25 protein-coding genes are annotated in these 18,652 nt (G+C 60.4%); 15 read left to right on the top strand and 10 right to left on the bottom strand.

The window, feature by feature from the left end; all coding sequences use genetic code 11:
- From AC0IXA_RS27005 to AC0IXA_RS26995, 3 genes are all read left to right on the top strand, one after another.
- A partial coding sequence (locus tag AC0IXA_RS27005; RefSeq protein ID WP_471814852.1) for a hypothetical protein occupies positions 1-194 on the top strand: 194 nt, incomplete at its 5' end.
- Complete coding sequence (gene rhtA / locus AC0IXA_RS27000; protein ID WP_016770790.1) at positions 187-1,074, top strand: threonine/homoserine exporter RhtA; 888 nt, start codon at positions 187-189, stop codon at positions 1,072-1,074. The genes AC0IXA_RS27005 and rhtA, both read left to right, overlap by 8 nt.
- 169 nt (positions 1,075-1,243) lie before the next feature.
- Positions 1,244-1,525, top strand: a complete 282-nt coding sequence (locus tag AC0IXA_RS26995; RefSeq protein WP_016770791.1) for a hypothetical protein — start codon at positions 1,244-1,246, stop codon at positions 1,523-1,525.
- Here the strand turns inward: AC0IXA_RS26995 and AC0IXA_RS26990 are convergent, their stop codons facing one another.
- A complete protein-coding gene (locus AC0IXA_RS26990) occupies positions 1,526-2,095 on the bottom strand; it encodes a TetR/AcrR family transcriptional regulator (RefSeq protein ID WP_471814851.1) in 570 nt (189 codons plus the stop codon).
- Between the two features lie 91 nt (positions 2,096-2,186).
- Between AC0IXA_RS26990 and AC0IXA_RS26985 the strand changes: the two genes are divergently transcribed.
- Together AC0IXA_RS26985 and AC0IXA_RS26980 are read left to right on the top strand one after the other, a co-directional pair.
- Positions 2,187-2,915, top strand: a complete 729-nt coding sequence (locus tag AC0IXA_RS26985; protein ID WP_336353808.1) for an SDR family oxidoreductase — start codon at positions 2,187-2,189, stop codon at positions 2,913-2,915.
- Between the two features lie 44 nt (positions 2,916-2,959).
- Positions 2,960-3,556 (top strand): 2-hydroxychromene-2-carboxylate isomerase, encoded by a 597-nt coding sequence (locus tag AC0IXA_RS26980; protein WP_471814850.1) that lies wholly within the window; start codon positions 2,960-2,962, stop codon positions 3,554-3,556.
- A 44-nt stretch (positions 3,557-3,600) separates the two neighbouring features.
- Here the strand turns inward: AC0IXA_RS26980 and AC0IXA_RS26975 are convergent, their stop codons facing one another.
- The 5 genes from AC0IXA_RS26975 to AC0IXA_RS26955 form a co-directional block, all read right to left on the bottom strand.
- Positions 3,601-5,409 (bottom strand): aminopeptidase P family protein, encoded by a 1,809-nt coding sequence (locus tag AC0IXA_RS26975; protein WP_341639417.1) that lies wholly within the window; start codon positions 5,407-5,409, stop codon positions 3,601-3,603.
- Between the two features lie 68 nt (positions 5,410-5,477).
- Positions 5,478-6,644, bottom strand: a complete 1,167-nt coding sequence (locus AC0IXA_RS26970; protein WP_471814849.1) for an aminotransferase class V-fold PLP-dependent enzyme — start codon at positions 6,642-6,644, stop codon at positions 5,478-5,480.
- A gap of 205 nt (positions 6,645-6,849) precedes the next feature.
- Positions 6,850-7,464, bottom strand: coding sequence for a LysE family translocator (locus AC0IXA_RS26965; protein ID WP_024013660.1), 615 nt, complete (start codon positions 7,462-7,464; stop codon positions 6,850-6,852).
- Positions 7,465-7,565: 101 nt separating this feature from the next.
- Positions 7,566-7,835 (bottom strand): hypothetical protein, encoded by a 270-nt coding sequence (locus AC0IXA_RS26960; RefSeq protein ID WP_016770723.1) that lies wholly within the window; start codon positions 7,833-7,835, stop codon positions 7,566-7,568.
- A gap of 101 nt (positions 7,836-7,936) precedes the next feature.
- Positions 7,937-8,299: an antibiotic biosynthesis monooxygenase gene (locus tag AC0IXA_RS26955; protein ID WP_263217394.1), complete on the bottom strand. Its 363-nt coding sequence runs from the start codon at positions 8,297-8,299 to the stop codon at positions 7,937-7,939.
- 92 nt (positions 8,300-8,391) lie between these two features.
- Here AC0IXA_RS26955 and soxR point away from each other — a divergent pair, with 92 nt between their 5' ends.
- The 10 genes from soxR to AC0IXA_RS26905 all read left to right on the top strand — a co-directional run bounded on the left by soxR (position 8,392) and on the right by AC0IXA_RS26905 (position 15,877).
- The gene (gene soxR, locus AC0IXA_RS26950) at positions 8,392-8,844 is read left to right on the top strand and encodes a redox-sensitive transcriptional activator SoxR (RefSeq protein ID WP_341639415.1); all 453 of its coding nucleotides are present in this window, start codon (positions 8,392-8,394) and stop codon (positions 8,842-8,844) included.
- Positions 8,845-8,956: 112 nt separating this feature from the next.
- The gene (locus tag AC0IXA_RS26945) at positions 8,957-9,415 is read left to right on the top strand and encodes a VOC family protein (RefSeq protein ID WP_122507475.1); all 459 of its coding nucleotides are present in this window, start codon (positions 8,957-8,959) and stop codon (positions 9,413-9,415) included.
- 213 nt (positions 9,416-9,628) lie between these two features.
- Positions 9,629-10,828, top strand: coding sequence for a PepSY domain-containing protein (locus AC0IXA_RS26940; protein WP_122507476.1), 1,200 nt, complete (start codon positions 9,629-9,631; stop codon positions 10,826-10,828).
- The gene (locus AC0IXA_RS26935) at positions 10,825-11,367 is read left to right on the top strand and encodes a hypothetical protein (RefSeq protein WP_016770801.1); all 543 of its coding nucleotides are present in this window, start codon (positions 10,825-10,827) and stop codon (positions 11,365-11,367) included. Before AC0IXA_RS26940 ends, AC0IXA_RS26935 begins: the two co-directional genes overlap by 4 nt.
- The gene (locus tag AC0IXA_RS26930; RefSeq protein ID WP_016770802.1) at positions 11,364-11,702 is read left to right on the top strand and encodes a hypothetical protein; all 339 of its coding nucleotides are present in this window, start codon (positions 11,364-11,366) and stop codon (positions 11,700-11,702) included. Before AC0IXA_RS26935 ends, AC0IXA_RS26930 begins: the two co-directional genes overlap by 4 nt.
- Entirely contained in the window at positions 11,699-12,274 is a 576-nt protein-coding gene (locus AC0IXA_RS26925; RefSeq protein ID WP_073472510.1) for a DUF6162 family protein, read from the top strand. The genes AC0IXA_RS26930 and AC0IXA_RS26925 overlap by 4 nt, the downstream gene beginning before the upstream one ends.
- A 35-nt stretch (positions 12,275-12,309) precedes the next feature.
- On the top strand, positions 12,310-13,239 hold the full coding sequence (locus AC0IXA_RS26920; protein ID WP_460154431.1) for a metal ABC transporter substrate-binding protein: 930 nt from the start codon (positions 12,310-12,312) through the stop codon (positions 13,237-13,239).
- Positions 13,236-14,072 carry a metal ABC transporter ATP-binding protein gene (locus tag AC0IXA_RS26915; RefSeq protein WP_471814848.1) on the top strand — a complete coding sequence of 279 codons (837 nt, stop codon included), beginning with the start codon at positions 13,236-13,238 and terminating at the stop codon, positions 14,070-14,072. Before AC0IXA_RS26920 ends, AC0IXA_RS26915 begins: the two co-directional genes overlap by 4 nt.
- On the top strand, positions 14,072-14,971 hold the full coding sequence (locus AC0IXA_RS26910) for a metal ABC transporter permease (protein ID WP_007917717.1): 900 nt from the start codon (positions 14,072-14,074) through the stop codon (positions 14,969-14,971). The genes AC0IXA_RS26915 and AC0IXA_RS26910 overlap by 1 nt, the downstream gene beginning before the upstream one ends.
- Positions 14,972-15,877, top strand: a complete 906-nt coding sequence (locus AC0IXA_RS26905) for a metal ABC transporter substrate-binding protein (protein WP_471814847.1) — start codon at positions 14,972-14,974, stop codon at positions 15,875-15,877.
- Positions 15,878-16,052: 175 nt separating this feature from the next.
- Here the strand turns inward: AC0IXA_RS26905 and AC0IXA_RS26900 are convergent, their stop codons facing one another.
- The 4 genes from AC0IXA_RS26900 to AC0IXA_RS26885 all read right to left on the bottom strand — a co-directional run.
- The gene (locus AC0IXA_RS26900; RefSeq protein ID WP_137216173.1) at positions 16,053-16,277 is read right to left on the bottom strand and encodes an MbtH family protein; all 225 of its coding nucleotides are present in this window, start codon (positions 16,275-16,277) and stop codon (positions 16,053-16,055) included.
- Positions 16,278-16,359: 82 nt separating this feature from the next.
- Positions 16,360-17,772 carry a diaminobutyrate--2-oxoglutarate transaminase gene (locus AC0IXA_RS26895; protein WP_471814846.1) on the bottom strand — a complete coding sequence of 471 codons (1,413 nt, stop codon included), beginning with the start codon at positions 17,770-17,772 and terminating at the stop codon, positions 16,360-16,362.
- 106 nt (positions 17,773-17,878) lie between these two features.
- Positions 17,879-18,400, bottom strand: a complete 522-nt coding sequence (locus AC0IXA_RS26890; RefSeq protein WP_346622316.1) for a GNAT family N-acetyltransferase — start codon at positions 18,398-18,400, stop codon at positions 17,879-17,881.
- 42 nt (positions 18,401-18,442) lie between these two features.
- Positions 18,443-18,652 (bottom strand): hypothetical protein (locus AC0IXA_RS26885; protein WP_471814845.1); only part of this gene is annotated, 210 nt, incomplete at its 5' end.

Genomic DNA, 18,652 nt, shown 5'->3' with positions numbered 1-18,652 from the left:
CCGTTTCGACTGCGCCGGAAGTGGGGCGAATTATAGACCTCTGGAATCTGCCGTCAACCGTTAATTTCGCTTTTCTTTCAAATCAGCAAAAACGCTTTCTATATATAGACGCGCCCCCATCCAATGCGCAGTATATTGCCCACTACCACAACAATACTGTGTTTTTGCCTTGGATGCTGCCGCGCAATGAATGATCAACCTCGCTCCCTTGCTTCCACATTGTTTCCGGTTTGCCTGCTCATGATAGCCATGGCGTCCATCCAGTCGGGCGCTTCTCTGGCCAAAAGCATGTTCCCCATTATCGGCGCACAAGGAACAACCACTCTTCGCTTGATCTTTGCCAGCGTGATCATGCTGCTGATACTGCGCCCATGGCGTGCAAAGCTGACCGCCAAGTCTCTTCGTACCGTGATCGTCTACGGAATGGCATTGGGTGGAATGAACTTCCTCTTTTATATGTCGCTGCGCACAGTGCCGCTGGGCATCGCCGTTGCGCTGGAATTCACCGGCCCTCTGGCTGTAGCTATATATGCCTCTCGCCGCGCCATCGATTTTGTATGGATTGCGCTTGCTGCGGCCGGCTTGCTTCTATTGATACCTACCGGGGCAACCACTGCCGGCATTGATTTGGTCGGAGCGGGTTATGCGCTGGGCGCCGGAGTGTGCTGGGCGCTGTACATTCTGTTCGGGCAAAAGGCCGGCGCCGACAACGGGGTGACGACGGCAGCCCTCGGCGTGATGATCGCCGCGCTGTTCGTGGCGCCGATCGGAATCGTTCATGCCGGCGCTGCGCTGCTTACACCATCGCTGATTCCGATCGCTATCGGCGTCGCCATTCTGTCCACCGCCCTTCCCTATACCCTGGAGATGGTCGCCCTGACGCGAATGCCCGCGCGCACCTTCGGCACGCTCATGAGTATCGAACCGGCCTTCGGAGCACTATCAGGTCTGCTTTTTCTCCAGGAATACCTTTCATTGTCACAATGGCTGGCCATCCTGTGCATTATTCTGGCGTCAGTGGGCGCAACCATGACCATGGGCAGCGGAGCAAAGCCTGCTGTCGCTGCCGACTGAAGCGTAATAGAAAGTGGGGTCTGGTAATTGGCGCTCATTTAGGCCATGTTTAGCTTCGTAACCCATCGCCAGGCATGGATTTTTTTGCAAAGGACGGCACAACGCTGCAAACGCGAGCGAATACAGGCAGACCCGAGCACCAGACTCGTGGCCGCTATTAAGGATGGTAATGAAACGAATTTTGCTATTGATCGCCCTGCTGGCGATCGCGAGTTGCGCAGCGACCTCGGAAACCCAGGTCAAACGCGGCAAGAAGGGGCTGCACATCAACTGTTCCGGACTTTCATCCTCATGGGACAAGTGCTACACCAGCGCCGCCAACTCCTGCGCCCCCAAGGGTTACAAGGTGATCGCCAAATCCGGGGACACCGTCGAAGAACCTGGCGATTATCCGTTCGGCTTGAACCCCGCCGGTTATACCAGCCGCAGCATGATCGTCATCTGCAAATAACTACTCGGCTCGCGGCAAAGCGAGCTGACGTGTAATTTCCTCGTGACTCGAGCGCAACACCGTACGCTGCACGTCTGGTGTTGCCAGCATCCGCGCGACCACCAATGCACCCACGCATTGCGACAGCACCGACCAGGCCAGACTCTCGCTTTCCAGTATCTCGGCCCAGCCCTGCTGAAGGCGGCAGATCCATTCTTCAGCCTGCTCACGCACCTGTACATCGGCACGGGCAATCTCCGCGCCCAATGTCGGCAGCGCGCAACCGATCTCAGGTTGCTCGACGTGGGCCATGCTCAGGTACTGCTTCAGACAACGCTCCAGCCGCTGCCGATCTGTACCGCCCTGACCACCAAGGCGCTCAAGACTTTCACTCAACTCTCGCTCGACGATGGCAGCGAACAACGCATCCTTGGATGAAAAGTGGCTGTAGAACGCGGCGCCACTCAAACCGATGGCTTTCATCAGGCCATCCACGCCCACCGTGGAAAACCCCGATTTCTTTGCCGACAGCGCGCTGCTTTGCAGCAATCGTTCGCGGGTTTCCGATTTGTGTCCGGCCGAATAACGCATGTCATCTCCTGAAGTAGATCGCCTTGACGCTGCTCGAATCCTAGCATAACGTTCGTTAACTAAACGATCGTTAACCAAACGGGATTCACCCATGAATAACAAGAAGGTCGTGTTGGTTGTCGGGGCCGGTGATGCCACCGGCGGGGCAATTGCCAAGCGCTTTGCCAGTGAGGGGTTTATAGCCTGCGTGACCCGCCGCAGCGCCGACAAATTGCAGCCTCTGGTTGACGCAATCATCGCTGATGGCGGTGAGGCCCATGGTTTCGCCTGCGATGCGCGCAAGGAAGATGACGTCATCGCCTTGATCGAAGACATCGAAACCCGCGTCGGCCCGATCGAGGCCTTTGTCTTCAACATCGGCGCCAACGTGCCTTGCAGCATTCTCGAAGAAACCGCGCGCAAATATTTCAAGATCTGGGAGATGGCCTGCTTCTCCGGTTTTCTCAATGCCCGTGAAGTGGCCAAGCGCATGGTCACTCGGCAGCGCGGCACGATTCTGTTCACTGGTGCCACGGCCGGGCTGCGCGGTGCTTCTGGATTTGCCGCTTTCGCCGGAGCCAAACACGGCATCCGCGCACTGGCGCAAAGCATGGCGAGAGAGTTGGGGCCGATGAACATTCATGTCGCACACGTCGTGGTTGATGGTGCGATCGATACCGACTTCATCCGCAACAGCTTTCCCGAGAAATACGCGACCAAGGATCAGGACGGCATTCTCGATCCAGAGCACATCGCCGAAAACTATTGGTATCTGCACAGTCAGCCACGGGATGCGTGGACCTTCGAGCTGGACCTGCGCCCATGGAACGAACGCTGGTAAGCCCTCCCCCCCCTTCATTACAACAATAAGAGAGCGATTTGATCATGACGAAAACCGTGGAATTCTATTTCGACCTCGGCAGCCCCACCACCTATCTGGCGCACACCCAGCTAGCGAAAATCTGCGCCGATACCCAGAGCGAACTGATCTACATCCCGATGCTGTTGGGTGGCGTGTTCAAAGCCACCGGCAACGCTTCGCCGGCAATGATTCCGGCCAAGGGCCGCTACATGTTTCAGGACCTCGATCGCTTCGCCAAACGCTACGGCGTACAGCTCAGATTCAATCCGCACTTTCCAATCAACACGCTGATATTGATGCGTGCCGTCACTGGCATGCAGATGCGCCAGCCGCAGCGTTTCGCCGAATTCGTCGATTGCCTGTTCAGGGCGCTTTGGGTTGAAGGCCGTAACCTCAACGATCCGCAAGCCATTGCCGCCGTGTTGACTGAAAACGGCTTCGACCCCCAAGAGATAATGGCGCTGACCAATGATGAATCAGTAAAAGCCGCACTCAAGGAAAACACCGAAGCCGCCATCAAGCGCGGCGTCTTCGGTGCCCCCAGCATGTTCATCGGCGATCAGCTGTTCTTCGGTCAGGATCGACTCGACTTCGTAGAAGAGGCATTGCGCCAGGATTGAAGCCGAGCCCCAAGGCATCGCGAGCGGTGCCTTGGGTAAATCGATCAAATGGCCACAGTGCGCTCGTTCAGCCAGCTCAGCGCCGCGCCATCCAGCAACGGACTCAGACGCTCGCGTACTTCACTGTGATAAGCATTGAGCCACTGCTTTTCTTCCTGAGTCAGCAGGTCGGCAATCAGGCAGCGGGTATCGATCGGGCACAGCGTCAGGGTTTCGAACTTGAGGAAGTCGCCGAATTCGCTGCTGCCGGCCTCGCGATTCATCGCCAGGTTCTCGATGCGCACGCCCCAGCGGCCCGGGCGATAAGTGCCGGGTTCGATCGAGGTAATCATCCCCGGCTGCATCGCCGTCTGCGGTGCCGGTGCCGCTTGATAAGCGATCACTTGCGGACCTTCGTGAACGTTGAGGAAATAGCCAACGCCATGACCGGTGCCGTGACCGTAGTCGACGTTGTCAGCCCAGATCGGCGCACGAGCGATGGCGTCGAGCAGCGGCGACAGGATGCCTTTCGGGAATCGTGCCCGCGACAGCGCAATCACGCCTTTCAACACGCGCGTGCAGTCCTGTTTCTGCTCCTGCGTCGGCGTACCCACCGGGACCATGCGCGTGATGTCTGTGGTACCGCCAAGGTATTGGCCACCGGAGTCGATGAGCAACAGACCATCACCCTCGATCACCGCATGCTCTTCTTCGGTAGCGTGATAGTGCGGCATCGCGCCATTGGCGTTGAATGCGGCAATGGTGTTGAAGCTCAGCGAAACATAATCGGGGCGACGTTCACGGGCAGCGGTAAGTTTCTCGTCGATGGTCAGTTCGGTGATGCGCTCGCGCCCCCATGCCGATTCCAGCCAGGCAAAGAATTCGCACAACGCCGCGCCATCCTGCTCCATGGCTTTACGGATGTGCTGAGCGTCGGCCTCGCTTTTCTGCGATTTGGCCAGCGTGGTCGGGTTGAGGCCCTCGACCAGTTTCACGCCACTGTCCAGATGATCCAGCAAACCTGTGGTCACTCGTGCCGGGTCGACCAGCAGGCTCTCGCCACTCGGCACCGCACGCAATGCATCGGCCACTTCGCTGTAGTCACGCAGCGTCACGCCATTCTGCTCGAGCACGGCGCGCAGATCGGCATCGACCTTGCTCAGCGCCACGAACAGCGTGGCTTGCTGCTGATTGATCAAGGCGAACGAAACAAACACCGGATTGAACGAAACATCACCGCCACGCAGGTTGAACAGCCAAGCGATGTCGTCGAGGGTGGCGATGAAATGCCAATCGGCGCCACGCTCTTGCAAGGTTTCGCGCAGTTTCGCCAGTTTCTCGCCACGGCTGACGGTCGCTTGCGGCGGCAGATGCTGATAGATCGGCGCGTTCGGCAGGCTCGGGCGATCACGCCAGACTTCCTCCAACAGGTCGGTATCGGTGCGCAGGCGAGCGCCGCGTACTTCAAGTTTGCTGCTCAGCGTGCGCGCCGAAGCCACCGCCATTACCGCGCCATCCACCGCAACCACGCCGCCCTCGGGGGTTTGCTCCGCCAGCCAGTCCAGCGGGCTCGGTTGCCCCGGTTGCAGCTTGACCAGTTCGATGCCGCTGCCGTTGAGCTCTTTCGTCGCCTGTTCCCAGTAACGACTGTCGGCCCACACGCCGGCGAAATCAGCAGTGACGATCAGCGTACCGACCGAACCGTGGAAACCCGACAGCCATTGCCGGCCCTGCCAGTAACCTGGCAGGTATTCCGAAAGATGCGGGTCGGCGGACGGCACCAGCAGCGCATGGATGCCTTCGCGGCGCATCAGTTCACGGGTATGCGCCAGGCGCTGAGGCACCGATCCTTCGGTCAAGGTGTGGGAACTCATCATGTCTCCTGCTAATCGCGTCATCGTTATTGTTCGTAGCCTTCGCGGCCATGGAAAGCGTCTGCTGTTTAGAGCCCTGTCGCCCAGAATGCCGGGGCACTGGCGCAGGCGGTTGTGATCAGGTCAACGGCCTTGTCGACATCCTCGACGGTGGTAAACCGCCCGAGGCTCAAGCGAATGGTGCGCCCCGCCAGCCGCGCATCGTGCCCGAGCGCGAGCAGCACGTGGGACGGCGCATTACTTGCGGAATTACACGCCGACGTCGCGGAAAACGCGATCGAATGGCTCAATGCGGCGCTGTTGAACTCGCCCTCGCTGAAGGTCAGGCTCAGGGTGTGCGGAATACGTTGCGAGGCACTGCCATTGAGGCGCACGCCGGGCAACTTCAAAAGCTGTTCGAGCAAGCGTTCGCGCAAAGCGATGATGGATTTTTTCTCTTCATCGAATGCGTCGGCGGCCAAAGCGAAAGCAGCGCCCATCCCGGCAATCTGATGAGTCGCCAGGGTTCCGGAGCGCAGGCCACCTTCATGACCGCCGCCGTGGATCTGTGCCTGCAAGCGTTGCTGCGCCTGCGGGCCGACATACAAGGCGCCGATGCCCTTGGGGCCGTAGAGTTTGTGTGCGGAAAACGACATCAGATCCACCGGCCAGCGGCTCAGCTCGATCGCGACTTTGCCCGCGCCTTGCGCCGCATCAACATGAAACAACGCCTGCCGACTGCCCACCACTTCGCCAATCGCCTCGACATCGTTGACCGTGCCCAACTCGTTGTTGACCAGCATCAGCGAGACCAGAAAGGTGTCGTCACGCATCGCTTCGCTGACCGCTTGCGGCGTGATCAAGCCTTGGGCGTCCGGCACCAGATAGGTCACGGCAATGCCCGAGTCCTGCAATTGCCGCGCGGTGTCGAGAATGGCCTTGTGTTCGATCTTACTGGTAATGATATGGCCGCCGGGAATGCCACGGGCCTGAGCGACGCCTTTGAGGGCGAGGTTGTTGGATTCGGTGGCCCCGGAGGTCCAGACAATCTGCTCAGGCTGCGCGCCGACCAGATCGGCAACTTGCCGGCGCGCCTGCTCGACCGTCTGCCGGGCCTGCTGGCCGAAAGCGTGGGAGCTGGACGCCGGGTTACCAAAGTTACCGTGAAAACCCAGACATTCGATCATCACCTGGATGACCCGCTCGTCCACCGGGGTGGTGGCGGCGTAATCGAAATACAACGGACGTGTGTTCATAAAGGACTCGCAGAGCGTGTTCCGGGATCAGGAGGCTCGTGTCTGCAAACGACAATGCACAGCCTCGTGAGCTGTGCATGGGTTCGAGAGCGTCATCAATACCTGATCGGATGCCGTTAAAGAAGTAGGGCTTCATTTAAAAGTGCGTAGGAACGCTCCTGAAACCGAGCTTAACAGGCATCGGGCCGGCGATTGAAGCAATGCGTCAGTGAAAGCTTTCGAGAAGTAACGGATACAGCGAGATCACCAACAGCGCCGCCATGCCCCAATTGAACACGCGCAACCAGCGCGGATCTTTCAGCACATTGCGCAACAGCGTGCCGCACGCCGCCCACAGGCCGACACTGGGCAGATTGATGATGGCGAACACAGCCGCTATGATCACAACGTTATAGAAGTAACCCTGCATCGGCGTGTACGTGCTGATGGCACCGATGGCCATGATCCACGCCTTGGGATTGACCCATTGGAACGCCGCGGCGCCCAGATAGCTGATCGGTTTCGCCTCGCCGTGGGCACTGTCGCCGACCGGGCCGGAGTGGGCGATTTTCCACGCCAGATACAACAAATACGCCGCGCCGACATAACGCAGCACCGTATACAGAATCGGATAGGCCTGAAACACCGCGCCAAGGCCGAAGCCCACCGCTACCACCAACAGGAAGAAGCCGCAGCTGATGCCGAGCATGTGCGGAATGGTGCGGTTGAAACCGAAATTCACTCCGGACGCCAGCAACATGGTGTTGTTCGGCCCCGGTGTGATAGAGGTGACAAGGGCAAACAGGGCAAAGCCCAACAGCAGATCAAGCGAGAGGTTCATCGAGGCAGTCCATCCAGGGTCGTTCAGCTGTTGACCCTATCCCACACGGCCCGGCAAACCCACGGACAGTTAGGGAAAACTTCAAGCAGTACAGTTTGCTTTCAGCTCGGACGACCGTGCAGCTGTATGGCACGTTCGGCGCTCATCTCACCCTGTTGGTCGAAGCCGAAAGTCTTCTGCGGCTGGCCGAGCAATTGGGCTTTTTTCGCGTGGTATTCGTCGAATGACAAGCCGCTGCGGTTCAGCGCTTCCAGCGCCAGTTCGCGGGATTCTTCAGCGGTGTAAGGGCGCAGCTCGGGCGAAACATGGCCGGCACAACCGGCGAGTACGGAAACAGCGAGCATCAGCGAAACAGTCAGTAAACGGTTCATGGGAGCGTCCTGGCGAGCAATGTGGGGTCGATGGAGAAAGGCTACGCCCCGGCTCGCTCGCGCAGAAATCAACGCTCTCAATAGTGGCTATCAGCTTTGCGCTAATACTGGCTGACCGGCAAACGGCAGTGCAGCGCGTCGTCGTGGCTGCGGGCGATACTGCTGTGCACCTGGAACGAGTTGAAGGTCACGTTTTTCGCCCGATGGGTACGGATCAATTGCCAGAAATCCTCCTCGCCGCTTTCGAAACTGCGAAACGCCGCCTCCCCCGCTTCGCGGCTCTGCCATTGCAAAAAGCTCAGCACGCGGCGGCCGTCGTCGCTGGCCTGCACGCTGGCGCTGAGAAACCCGTCGTAACGCTGGGCCAGCCCCTCGGTCTGCGTCGCCAGTGCCGTGACCAGCGCTGCTTGCTGGCGGGGTTCGATTTCGAATTCGATCAATTGGGTAAAGCTGCGATTGCTCATGGAAAGCCCCACTCATCTTGAAGCGAGCCTTGCGACCCGAAGAGCTGCAGGGTAAAACCTCTAGTTAAGTCAAGGTCAAGAGTATTTTCCGCATGATCAGCAAGGAGCAGGTGCACAAGCCTCTCACCGTGGGTGAGGTTGCGGCGCGCAGTGGCGTCGCGGTCACGGCGCTGCATTTTTATGAAGCCAAAGGTTTGATCAAGAGTGAACGCAATGCCGGCAACCAGCGCCGCTATCCGCGCGCCGTCCTGCGCCGGGTGGCGTTGATCAAAGTCGCGCAACGTCTGGGGATACCGTTGGCGGAAATCGGCGAAGCGCTGAAAATCCTGCCGCAGGATCGCGCGCCGTCTGCAGCTGACTGGAAAACGCTATCTGAACAATGGCAGCGCGAACTCGATGAACGAATCAGGCAATTGACGCTGGTGCGCGATCAGCTCACCGGGTGCATCGGCTGTGGCTGTTTGTCGATGGAGGCGTGTCCATTGCGCAATAAAGGCGACATGCTCGGTGATCGAGGGCCAGGCCCGCACTTTCGCGATGAGTGATGATTGCTGCTCGTCGGCGGAAAACCTGTGCAGTAAGGACGGTTCTATAGTGATTGCTCCGGGTAAATCCGGTGTAACCACGTCTGTTGAAAACAAAAACAGGGAGAACGTCATGAGCGTCAAACCCATTCCCGAGGGGTATCACAGCATTACCCCGTATCTCGGCATCCAACAGGCCGCCGAGGCCATCGAGTTCTACAAGAAAGCCTTCAATGCCAGCGAAGTCATGCGCCTGACCATGCCCGACGGCAACATCGGCCACGCCGAGCTGCGCATCGGCGACAGCGCGATCATGCTCGGCACGCCTTGCGACCAAGGGCCGTTGAGCAATCCACAGCAGGCGGTGTCGATCGGCTTGCACCTGTATGTCACCGATGTCGACCAGTCCTTTCAACAAGCACTGGATGCCGGGGCGCAAAGCGTCTCCGAGGTCAAAGACCAGTTTTACGGTGACCGCAGCGGTACCTTGAGAGATCCGTTCGGCCATCTGTGGTTTCTCGCCACGCACAAGGAAGATCTGAGCGAAGAGCAGATTCGCCAGCGGGCGATGGAAATGTTCAACCAAAACTGAGGACTTGTTGTTGGAACCGACCGCTAAATACACGCTGTCGATGTAATTGCGAAACATTTACTTTCATATCCGCTTTCGGGATTTTCTTCGCTCATCCGTCTTATAGGAATGCAGGCCGTTCGCGTAGGCAAAAGCCACGAACGGCCTCCCGGGGAGTTCCGTGCTGCGAAGCCCGTAGCCCGGCCCCTTCCACCGCAATCAAGACGCGCAATCATGTCGAAGAAATCCCGTTCCAAACTGTGGTTCCTGGTGCATAGCTGGCTGGCGTTGCCGATCTGGTTCTTTGTGCTGATCGTCTGTGTCACCGGCACGCTGGCGGTGGTCAGCCAGGAGATTGTCTGGCTGGCCAACCCGCAAATGCGCGCCAGTCAACCGTCGGACGATGCGCCGCGACTTAGCTACGACCAGATTCTCGCCGCGATCAAACAGGCCGAGCCGCATACCCTGGTGCAGAGCATCAATCGCCCGGACGAGTCGCACTTTGCCCTCGACGTCGAAGTCAGCTACCCCGACGGGCGCTCGTTGACGGTCTATGTCAATCCGTACACCGGGGTCATCCAGGGCACCGCGCCGGCCTTTGATTTCAAAGCGTTCACGCGCGCCCTGCATGGCTGGTGGCTGGTGCCGTTCACCAATGGCTACAGCTGGGGCTGGTATCTGGTGTCGCTGCTCGGCGTGCCGATGCTGGTGTCGCTGATTACCGGGCTGGTGGTGTACAAGCGCTTCTGGAAAGGTTTCCTGCGCCCGACACTGCGCGTGCGCCACGGCGCGCGGATTTTCTGGGGCGACTTTCATCGCCTGTGCGGCATCTGGTCGATCTGGTTCATCGCGGTGATTTCCATCACCGGCATCTGGTTCCTGATCAAGGCGATCCTGTTCGATAACCAGATTTCCATTTCCAGCGAACCGATCATTCCGGCGATGTCCCGCGAAAGTGTGCCGATCTCGGCCGCCGGCACCCCGCCGCCGCGTATCAGCCTGGACCGCGCCATCGAAATCGCCCAGCAGAAGATTCCGGGCCTGGAAGCCAGCTACGTCAACCTGCCGGGCAATGCCTACTCGCACATGAGCGTCAGCGGCCGTGGCTGGTATCCGCTGATGTATCAGACCGCGACTCTCAACCCGTACAACGGCGAAATGGCCTCCTCACGGTTGTTGTCCGATCGGTCCTCGCTGGAATTCGTCACCGAATCCATGCGCCCGCTGCACACCGGCGACTTCGGCGGCATCTGGATCAAACTGATCTGGTTCTTCTTCGGTCTGTTGCTGAGCATGATGATCCTCAGCGGCCTGCTGATCTGGACCAAGCGCACCGCGTTGGCCACCGCCAATGCGCTGAAACGCGAGGACAAGAAAAACCGCGTCACCGCCCAACCGGCGCTGCGCCGTGAGCCTTCGGAGGCGAGCCTGTGAACAAAGCCATCTCGGTCACACCGCCCTCGCGCCTGTCGCGTTTCTGGCACAAGTGGCGTTTCCACATCAATGTCCTGCTGTTGCTGATCCCGCTGGGCTTCATGCCGAAATACTTTGCCGATGCCTCGCTGTTTCGCGGCGACAGTGGCCTGGGCCAACGGGAAATAGGCACGGTTCAGGTCGGCCCGTGGAGCCTGCGCCTGGCCGAACTGCGCGACGAGGCACCGCACCTGAGCGGTCCGGCCGGCTATATGAAGGATTTCACTGCCGCCGTTTGTGATACCTGCGTCGAACAGGTCAAGGCTACTTACCTGCGCATCGGCAAGCCGCGCAGTCTGCGCGCCGCTGGCACGATCTTCTTCGGTACGCCTTATCGCATGGGCACGCAAATGCCGATCCCGGCAAAGACCAAACCTGACGCCGAGCTGTGGATCACCATGGAAGGCTGGGACGGCAGCATGCACCAAGCCGCGATTCCCCTGAGCCAAGCCTCCCCCGCCACGGTTGCGTGGCTGAACAAACAAGGAGCCAAACCATGACTCGCTCACCCCTTCAGACCCGTTTGCTCGCCAGCGCCGCGCTGCTGCTGAGCGCCGGTTTCAGCGCCAGCGCCCTGGCGCACAACCCGATGTGCGAATGCAAAGCCATCGATGCCGAACAGATCAAATGCACCGGCGGTTTTTCCGACGGCAGCGGCGCGCCGGGGGTGACCCTCGACGTGATCGGCTACGACGAAACCATTCTGGTGCCGGGCAAACTCGGTGACGACTCAACGCTGACGTTCAAGAAACCCGGCAGCGAGTTCTATGTGCTGTTCGACGCCGGCCCCGGCCACGTTGTGGAAATCGACCAGGCGGATATCGAAGCCCCATGAGTAGCCCGACGACGCAAGTGGTACGCCCGGCCGGCGCCGGCCATGAAACCCTCAATGTGCTGCTGTTGTGCCTGCTGATCCTCGCGGTCGCCGGCTCGGTGGTGGCGTGGCGCGGGGTTTCCCATGAACCGGAGCCGGTCGCCAGCAACCAGTACGACGCCCGCCGCGATCTCAGCGCCGCCGAGCAAGGCATCTATGCCGACCTGCGGGTAACCCTCGACGAAATCCGCTTGCTGCGCGAAGAGCAACAAGCCCTGCCGACGCCACAAATGCTCGCTGACGAAGGTTTCGCGCCGTTCGCGCAGGACGCCAGTTCAGTCAGCCGTGGTGGTCACGCATGGCAGATGCTCGCCGAACGCGCCTATTTCGGCCGTAGTGCGACGCCTGATGTCGCCGGTTCATTTCTGATGCGTGTCGGCACTGACGCCAACGCGGCGCCGGACATCTGGCTCAAGCGCAGCGCCGATCCCGCGCCTGCTGAAGATCTGTCTGACGCCGCGCTGTCCGCCGCTGGCTGGAAACAGATCGTCGCGCAATTCGATGCCGGGGTTACCCGCGAACATCGCCATTGATTCCTCGCCTTTATCCGAGAGAAGACTGCTTGCCCATGTCCATTTCATCTCCTCGCCGTTCCTTGTTAAGCCTGTTTCTGCTTGGCCTGTGCGCCTGCCTGCTGAGCCCGTTGGCCAGCGCCGAGCAAGGCAAACGCCTGCGTATCGGCATCACTCTGCATCCGTATTACAGCTACGTCGCCAACATAGTCGGCGACAAGGCCGAAGTGGTGCCGCTGATTCCTGCGGGCTTCAATCCGCACGCCTACGAACCGCGCGCCGAAGACATCAAGCGCATCAGCGGACTGGACGTGATCGTGCTCAACGGCGTCGGTCATGACGACTTCGCCGACCGGATGATCGCCGCCAGCGAAACACCCAACGTCAAAACCATCGAAGCCAACGAGAACGTGCCATTGCTGGCGGCCACCGGTGTCGCTGCGCGCGGCGCCGGCAAAGTGGTCAATCCGCACACGTTCCTGTCGATCAGCGCCTCCATCGCCCAGGTCAACAACATCGCCCGCGAGCTGGGCAAGATCGATCCGGACAACGCCAAGATCTACACGCAAAACGCCCGCGCCTATGGCAAACGCCTGCGGCAGATGCGCGCCGACGCTTTGGCCAAACTGACCCAGGCACCCAACGCCGAACTGCGCGTGGCCACAGTGCATGCGGCTTATGACTATCTTTTGCGCGAATTCGGTCTGGAAGTGACGGCCGTGGTCGAGCCGGCCCACGGCATCGAGCCAAGCCCGAGTCAGCTGAAAAAGACCATCGACCAGTTGCGTGAACTCGACGTCAAAGTGATCTTCTCGGAGATGGATTTCCCGTCCAGCTACGTCGACACCATCCAGCGCGAATCCGGGGTGAAGCTGTACCCGCTGTCGCACATTTCGTACGGCGAATACACCGCCGACAAGTACGAAAAGGAAATGACCGGCAACCTCAACACCGTGGTTCGGGCGATTCAGGAGTCGGGGGCATGACGTCGAAAGAAACCCTGATCCCTGACAACACCAATAACCCGGTGGGAGCGAGCCTGCTCGCGAAGGCGCCGGATCAGCCAACATCTTCGCATTCGCGAGCAGACTCGCTCCCACAGGGAAAAAACGGGCCGGCGCTGGAGTTTGCGGATATCAGCCTGACCTTGGGGCGCACGACGATTCTCGACAAGGTCAGCTTCCAGGTGCAGCCCGGCAGCGTGCATGCGCTGGTCGGCCCCAACGGCGGTGGCAAGAGTTCGCTGATCAAGACCCTGCTCGGGCAGATGCCGCATCAGGGCCAGCTCAGCCTGCACTGGCCCGGCGAGCCCGGCACCATTGGTTACGTCCCGCAGGCGCTGGAGTTCGATCGCGGCTTGCCGATGACCGTCGACGATTTCATGGCGGCGATGTGTCAGCGCCGTCCGGCCTTTCTCGGCTTGAGCAAACACTATGCCGGCGCCATCGGCGAAGCGCTGGAGCGGGTCGGCATGCAGGACAAGCGCAAGCGGCGCATGGGCGCGCTGTCCGGCGGCGAGCGGCAGCGGGTGCTGCTCGCGCAGGGTTTGATTCCGGCGCCGCAACTGCTGGTGCTCGACGAGCCGATGTCGGCCCTCGATGAGGCCGGGATCCAGGTGTTCGAACGTCTGCTGACTGACTGGCGCGCGGTGGGCATCACGGTGTTGTGGATCGAACATGATCTGGAAGCGGTGGGTCGGCTGGCCGATCGGGTAACCGGTCTCAACCGCCGCGTGCTGTTCGATGCCACACCGCAACAGGCGCTGACTCCGGAACGTCTGCTGACGCTGTTTTCCACCCATCCACGGAGCGCGGTCTGATGAGTTACGAAGCCTTTCGTTTGATGGTCCAGGGCTGGGCGTCTTCCGGTTATCTGCCAGAAGCGCTGGCCTACGGTTTTGTGGTCAATGCGCTGCTCGCCGGCCTGCTGATCGGCCCGGTGCTGGGCGGGCTCGGCACGCTGGTGGTGGTCAAGCGCTTCGCGTTCTTTTCCGAAGCAGTCGGCCATGCCGCGTTGACCGGTGTCGCCATCGGCATTCTGCTCGGCGAACCCTACACCGGCCCCTACGGCAGCCTGTTCGGCTACTGCCTGCTGTTCGGCATCCTGCTCAATTACTTGCGCAACCGCACCGGACTGGCACCGGATACGCTGATCGGCGTGTTTCTCTCGGTGTCGCTGGCACTGGGCGCGAGCCTGCTGCTGATCCTCGCCGGCAAGATCAACGTGCACATTCTGGAAAACGTGCTGTTCGGTTCGGTGTTGACCGTCAACGGCAATGATCTGGCGGTGTTGGCCATCGTCGGTTCGCTGGTCATGGCCCTCGCCCTGCCGCTGTACAACCGCATCATGCTCGCCAGTTTCAATCCGCAACTGGCGGCGGTGCGTGGCGTAGCGGTGAAGACCCTGGATTACCTGTTCGTGATCCTGGTGACCTTGATCACCGTCGCGGCAGTGAAGGTGATTGGCGCGATTCTGGTCGGTGCCTTGCTGGTGATTCCTGCGGCAGCGGCGCGCTTGCTCAGTCAGTCGCTGAAAGGGTTTTTCTGGTGCTCGGTGCTGATCGCTACCGTCAGCACCCTGTGCGGGATTCTTGCGCCGATCGTATTCGATCTGCCGATCCCGTCCGGCGCCGCGATCATTCTGGTCGCCGGCATCGCTTTCGCCCTCGCCGCCATTGCGCGCGGCGTCGTCCCCAGCCTGAAAGGGAACCTTGGATAAATGGCTTTTTCATTGCGTAACCTGACTCTGGCCATGGCCCTGTGTGGCGTGGTCTGCACTCCGTTGATGGCGGCTGAAACTGCGAAACCGTTGCGCGTTCTGGCCTCGTTACCGATCACCTATGGATTGGGCGAGGCATTGCTCAAGGGCACGAACGTCAACCTCGAACGCGCGGCGCCGGCCAACCTGCCGGGCAGCCGCCAGACCGCGTATTTCACCGGCCGTGGCGCTCCGGCGCTGAGCAAACTGGCCACCGACGCGGACGCGGTAATCGGTCTGCGTTCGCTGTGGGCCGATGATCCGCTGTACCCGATCGCGCGGCGCAGCAACATCCGTATCGTCGAAGTCGACGCTGCGCGCCCGGTCGACGGCGCCCTGCCCGGCATCGCCGTGCAGCCGGGCCTGCAGGTTGATGGCCTGAACAGCCAGCCATGGCTGGCGAGCAACAACATGGGGCGCATGGCCGATGTGATGGCCGCAGAGCTGGTGCGCCTGGCGCCGAGCGCCAAGCCTGCGATCGAGGCCAACCTGGCGGCGTTGAAACAGCGTTTGCTGAAACTCAGCGCGGACACCGAAGCGCGTCTGGCCGAGGCGGACAACCTGAGCGTGATGAGCCTGAGCGATCACTTCGGCTATCTGATTGGCAGCCTCAACCTTGAACTGGCCGGACAGGACGCGCGTCCTGATGCAGAGTGGACGCCAGAGGAGTTGAAGAAGCTGACAGCGACGCTCAAGGACAATGACGTGGCGGTGGTGCTGCACCATCGCCAGCCCGCGGAGCCGGTGAAAGCAGCGATTGCCGAATCCGGCAGCCGCCTGGTGGTGTTGAGTACCGATGCGGCGGATCCGCTGGCGGAGCTGGAGGGGAATGTGGATTTGTTGCTCAAGGGGTTGAGCGGAGCGTAGTTCCAGTAAATCCGCGTTATCGTTCTTCGCGAGCAGGCTCGCTCCCACAGGGGATCGCATTTCAATTGTGGGAGCGAGCCTGCTCGCGAAGAGGCCTGCGCCCACAACGTCACTCTCCAGACATGAAAAACCCGCTGACCATCACTGGTCCAGCGGGTTCTTTTTGTCCGGTCGCTTATTGCGCCGGGACTTGCGCATCCATCTTCTGGCGCAGGCTCAACGGGCGCATGTCGGTCCAGACTTCTTCGATATAGGCCAGGCATTCCTTTTTCAGGCCGCTCTTGCCCACGGTGCGCCAGCCTTGCGGCACAGCTTTGTAATCGGGCCAGATCGAGTATTGCTCTTCGTGGTTGACCACGACCTGAAAGAGGATGTCCTCGCGGTCGAATACTGACGTCATGCTGGTTCTCCATCGTTGTAAGGTCGGCTGCACAAGGAATGCAGCCGGGTATGTAGAAAGAACGTTCGCCGCGCGGAAAAATTTACAGCGCGGTGGTGGCAGCGGCCAATGCGCGACCGAAGATCTCGGCCACCCGGTCGATTTCCGCGGCAGTGATCACCAGCGGCGGCAGGAAGCGCACCACTGCGCCATGGCGACCGCCCAGCTCCAGAATCAGGCCACGCTTGAGGCATTCACGCTGGACCAGCGGCGCCAGACGCGCAAACGCTGGCGGATGACCGAGCGCGTCGGGCGCGCCGTTCGGGTCCACAAGTTCGACGCCGAGCATCAGGCCGCGACCACGAATATCGCCCAGTTGCGGGAAGTCGCGTTGCAGGATGCGCAGATGCTCGCTGAGTCGATCACCCATGGCGGCGGCGTGCTCGCAAACCTTGTGCTCCACCAGATAGCGCATCACCGCTGAACCGGCGGCCATGGCCATCTGATTGCCGCGGAACGTGCCGGCATGGGCGCCCGGTTGCCAAGTGTCGAGCCAGTCGCGGTACACCACCACCGCCAACGGCAGGCTGCCACCGATGGCTTTGGACAGTACAACCACATCCGGAACGATACCCGCGTGTTCAAAGGCAAACATCTTGCCGGTACGGGCGAAACCGCTCTGGATCTCATCAACGATCAACGCCACACCGGCCTTCTCGGTAATCCGGCGCAAGCCGCGCAACCACTCGATGTCCGCCGGTATCACGCCGCCCTCGCCCTGCACCGCCTCGACAATGACCGCCGCCGGCAATTGCACCCCGGCCTCGGGATCGTTGAGCAGGCTTTCCAGATAACTCAGATTGGCGTTGACGCCCGCTGCGCCGCCCAGACCGAACGGGCAACGGTAATCGTAGGGAAAAGGCATGAACTGCACGCCGTTGCTGAGCAAGGCACCCAGTGGTTTTTTCGGCCCCAGGCTGCCCATCAGGCTCAACGCCCCCTGACTCATGCCGTGATAACCGCCGGAAAATGACAGCACGGTGCTGCGCCCGGTTGCGGTGCGCACCAGTTTCAGCGCTGCTTCCACGGCGTCGGTGCCGGTCGGGCCGCAGAACTGGATCTTCGCTTGCGCCGCCAGCTCTGTCGGCAGCAGCCCGAACAGGTCCTGGACGAATTGATCCTTGACCGGCGTAGTCAGGTCGAGGGTGTGCAGCGGCAACTCATCGGCCAGCACTTGCTGGATCGCCTCGATCACCACCGGGTGGTTATGCCCCAGCGCCAGCGTGCCGGCTCCAGCCAGGCAGTCGATGAATGTACGTCCTTCAACATCCTCGACATACAAGCCCTTGGCACGCTTGAGCGCCAAGGGAATACGCCGAGGGTAACTGCGCGCGTTGGACTCCTGCCGGCTCTGCCGCGCCAACAACGGTGATTCGTTGAATTCGAACAACGTTTCCGCCGGCGCCGAGGCGACCCGGGCCGACGACGCTTCGATAAGACTGGTGGCGACTGACATCTCTCGACCCCTCAATTCGCTATGGATAGTGACCAGAACAGCACACCGACAGGTGCGCGTTCCGGTCGCGGGGCGCACTTGCAGGTTTTCCTGTTCTGGAAACGCTTCAGCGCGGTTCGGATTTACACCCTTGATCGAGTTGTCCGGCCGGTGAGGACAAAGGTTTGCGCAGCGGCACGGTTTGCAAGCCGTTGGAAAGACCGGGTGGCGCTGCCTGTTGGTAACCCAGGTGCCGATAGAACCCCTCGGCGGTGCGCGTGCTGTTGAGGTGAGCATTGCGCACACCGCGAACCCGCAACCAGCCTTCGACATTCTGCATCAGCGCCCGGCCGACGCCTCGGCGGAAGGATTCAGGCTGGACGTAACACAGCAGGATTTCGCCACTGACCCGGGCCATACCGACACCGACCGGTTTGTCATCAAGCAAAGCGACGCAGAGATAGAAATGTGGGTCGGCGAGCCGGCTACTGATGAAATCGGCGTGAGAACGGTTGAGCCAGTCGCTGACGAGAAGTGGATGGTTGCGGTGATCGAGTGCACATCCGATGCGGATCGAGCGCTCGACAATACGGTTGATGATGCCGGTGTCGGCCAGGGTGGCCGAACGTACGCAGACGGGTGCTTCCATGGCGCAGTTCCCTCAATCCATTGAGTCAAAGCTGGGTTGACCTTAGCCCCAACCCTGGCGGATAGCGAACGCCGAGAAGTTACATTTGATGTGCCAGAACATGGTTTTTTGTGGGAGCGAGCCTGCTTGCGAAAGCGTCGGACCAGTCAACGTCGATGTTGAGTGAGTTACCGCATTCGCGAGCAGGCTGAACTGGTCAAGTAATATTGGACACCAGTTAGGGTTTTTCAGGCCGCCATTTTCTCCATGGCG

The organism is Pseudomonas sp. AC083, from assembly GCF_979253165.1.
This window is presented reverse-complemented; position numbering and strand designations above follow the sequence as displayed.